This window comes from Okeania sp. (assembly GCF_983059655.1).
Map to the genome: position 1 here is coordinate 1 of NZ_CEZPJD010001018.1, position 2,403 is coordinate 2,403.

The following is a 2,403-nucleotide window of genomic DNA, read 5'->3' on the forward strand; positions in this document are numbered from 1 at the left end:
CTTCGCTCGCAATGACAGAATTACATTATTTTACGTAAGTCCTAATAATTTTATACAGCGGATTCCACCTTGGTGAGGTACACCCGCGCGAGCAAGATGCTCGCACTGGGAACATTCAATTATTAATATGTGTACTTCATATACTTGGAATCTGCTGTAAATTTCAGGACTTAGGCAACATCTATCAATAAAGATGGAGAAATATGGAAAAAATTAGCTAGTTCTTGAATTTGCTTTTCTGAGGGTTGGCATTTGCCATTCAATACTTCTAATACCATAAATTCATTGCCCAAAATAGGAACTAAATCTTGAGGAGAAAGTTGAGATTCTTCTAATAAAGTTTTGAGAATTTCAACACCACGAATAGTAGAAATTGGTTCGTGTTCTTCCTCATATTCATAGACTAACATTCCTAAAATTTTTAGATAGTCGCGGTCGTCTTTTGTCAAAGAACCTTTGTCTAAAATTGAATTAATCCGATTTTGAGTAGCAATTAATTCAGTTTCATTAGTTATGGGGCGAGGGGGAAATTTGGTAATTAATTCTATATAATAATTGTTAGGAGTTTTGAAACCAGTCGTCATTTTTCCAATTTTCCTTATCGTATTCGGAGTGAGTTAGTACAGCGCGGATAAAAATTATTTTGTATTCGTAATCAATGTAAGTAATGAGTCGATAATTATTTCCTCCAATATTGAAGACAGTAAAATTGCCAACTAAGTCTGCTGAAGGAAAGGTTTGCCGTAAATCATTAAAGTTTTGAAACTCTGCATCTGATACCCTATTATACCATAGCAAAAGCCCAGGTTTAGCATTAGAATGTTTTTCCCAGTATATTCTCAGCGTCCTCCGACTGATAATACGCATAAAGAGCGATCGCTACTTATTAATTAAATTTTGTAGTATTATTATACATAATTATTAAAAAATCCAATGGTCAGATTATCACAAATGATTTAATATTTTTATGTCTATCTTTTTACTTATTCTTTAAAAATACGGCGTTGGTGATTCTGGGTATGATTTGATAATTTTATATTTTTGATTTTGTATTTTGGATGGTTTGAACTACTTGTTAATATTAACTGTTCCCTGTTCCCTGTTCCCTGTTCCCTATTACCGAAAAATCGTGGGTATGCGCCTCCCCTTTTAAGGGGATAAAAAAAAAATAATTCCGTACTTCAAGCCTCTTGCTTTCCTACGGAATGCTCCGCAAACAGCTAGAGGTACTGATAACTGATAACTGATAACTGAAATGACCTATTCCCTATAAACCTACTTTCATACCTTAATTCAGCAATGCCAAAAATACCAATGACAATAACTAAAACAAAACAAATAAATTGGGATGCCCTAGCATCAGAATTAACAGATATCGAAATTATTACCGAGCAAAATCAAGTCATTAAATTATCCTTAGACTATTATCATTTCAGCCCTGTTTTACAATCACAACTAAAAGATAAAAGAGCTAATTTAATTGTTCGTCCCACCAATTCAGAATAACTATAGTTAAAGAATTTAGACGGTTGGAGGATTTTAGCCGATCCCGATCAAATCAAATATAAAGATGCTGAATTATTTGCCGATCTCGCAGTAGAAAAACCTATTGCTGTTGAAAAAAAAAGGAAGGAAAATTATTGTCGAAATTAAAAGCCTTTGGCGTTGGTGAAGCGCGTGTATGGTATTCATCTTAATTCTTTAGGAGTCAACCCACCCCTGACCCCTCCCAGGAGGGCAGGGCTGTTTCATTCTCGATTGACACGGGGACACACCAGACACGGAGACACGGGGATGGAGGCTTTGAACTTATGATTAAAAGTTGATTTTTCACCATTTTAGTCAGAGCAAAAGGGACGCTTATTGGCGCTCAAAATTGGCAAATTTTGGTGAATTTCACTGTTCCACAATCCCCTTATCTCTCGTTTTCCCTAAATCGTTAATTTACAATACTTTGAAACAGCCCTGCTCCCAGGAGGGGAAGTCAGGAGGGAACAAAGAAGAAGAAACCGGAGTAGAAGGAGAAAGTTTTTTGGTCGCGTAAAGGTCACGGAGTTCTATCACGCTCTGATCGGGACATGAGATTGTACCTCAAATCACCAACGCCATTCTATATTAGTCGTTGCTGAATAGAAGTATGAATGTGCGATTGTTTGGTTCTGGTAAAGCCCCCGCGCATCCCCCGTTCAACAAAAAGCGCAGCAACATTTGGCTTCCCCCTTTCCAAGGGGGACGGGAGGGGGATCAAGGGGGACTTTTAGAGTTTTATTCCCCCCAAAATTGGCTTGCTCGGGGGGCAAAATCATACCCAGAATCAGCAACGCCCTATATTAGTCGTCATCGTCATAGTCATCATCGTCATAGTCATCATCGTCATAGTCATCGTCGTCATAGTCATCATCG

Annotated in this window: 4 protein-coding genes and 1 pseudogene; 3 read left to right on the forward strand and 2 right to left on the reverse strand. The window is 37.5% G+C overall.

Translation table 11 applies throughout. The annotated features are described in order from the left end of the window. Positions 1-170: 170 nt before the first annotated feature. Both AC3DU7_RS31265 and AC3DU7_RS31270 read right to left on the reverse strand, forming a co-directional pair. Positions 171-584, reverse strand: coding sequence for a helix-turn-helix domain-containing protein (locus AC3DU7_RS31265; RefSeq protein WP_488043126.1), 414 nt, complete (start codon positions 582-584; stop codon positions 171-173). Beyond that, a complete protein-coding gene (locus tag AC3DU7_RS31270; RefSeq protein WP_488043127.1) occupies positions 559-798 on the reverse strand; it encodes a type II toxin-antitoxin system HigB family toxin in 240 nt (79 codons plus the stop codon). Before AC3DU7_RS31270 ends, AC3DU7_RS31265 begins: the two co-directional genes overlap by 26 nt. 516 nt (positions 799-1,314) lie before the next feature. Between AC3DU7_RS31270 and AC3DU7_RS31275 the strand changes: the two genes are divergently transcribed. The 3 genes and pseudogenes from AC3DU7_RS31275 to AC3DU7_RS31285 form a co-directional block, all read left to right on the forward strand. After that, positions 1,315-1,506, forward strand: a complete 192-nt coding sequence (locus tag AC3DU7_RS31275; protein WP_488043128.1) for a hypothetical protein — start codon at positions 1,315-1,317, stop codon at positions 1,504-1,506. 30 nt (positions 1,507-1,536) lie between these two features. Next, entirely contained in the window at positions 1,537-1,653 is a 117-nt protein-coding gene (locus AC3DU7_RS31280) for a hypothetical protein (protein ID WP_488043129.1), read from the forward strand. Positions 1,654-2,137: 484 nt separating this feature from the next. Further along, positions 2,138-2,403: pseudogene (locus AC3DU7_RS31285) on the forward strand (hypothetical protein); the annotation flags it as partial.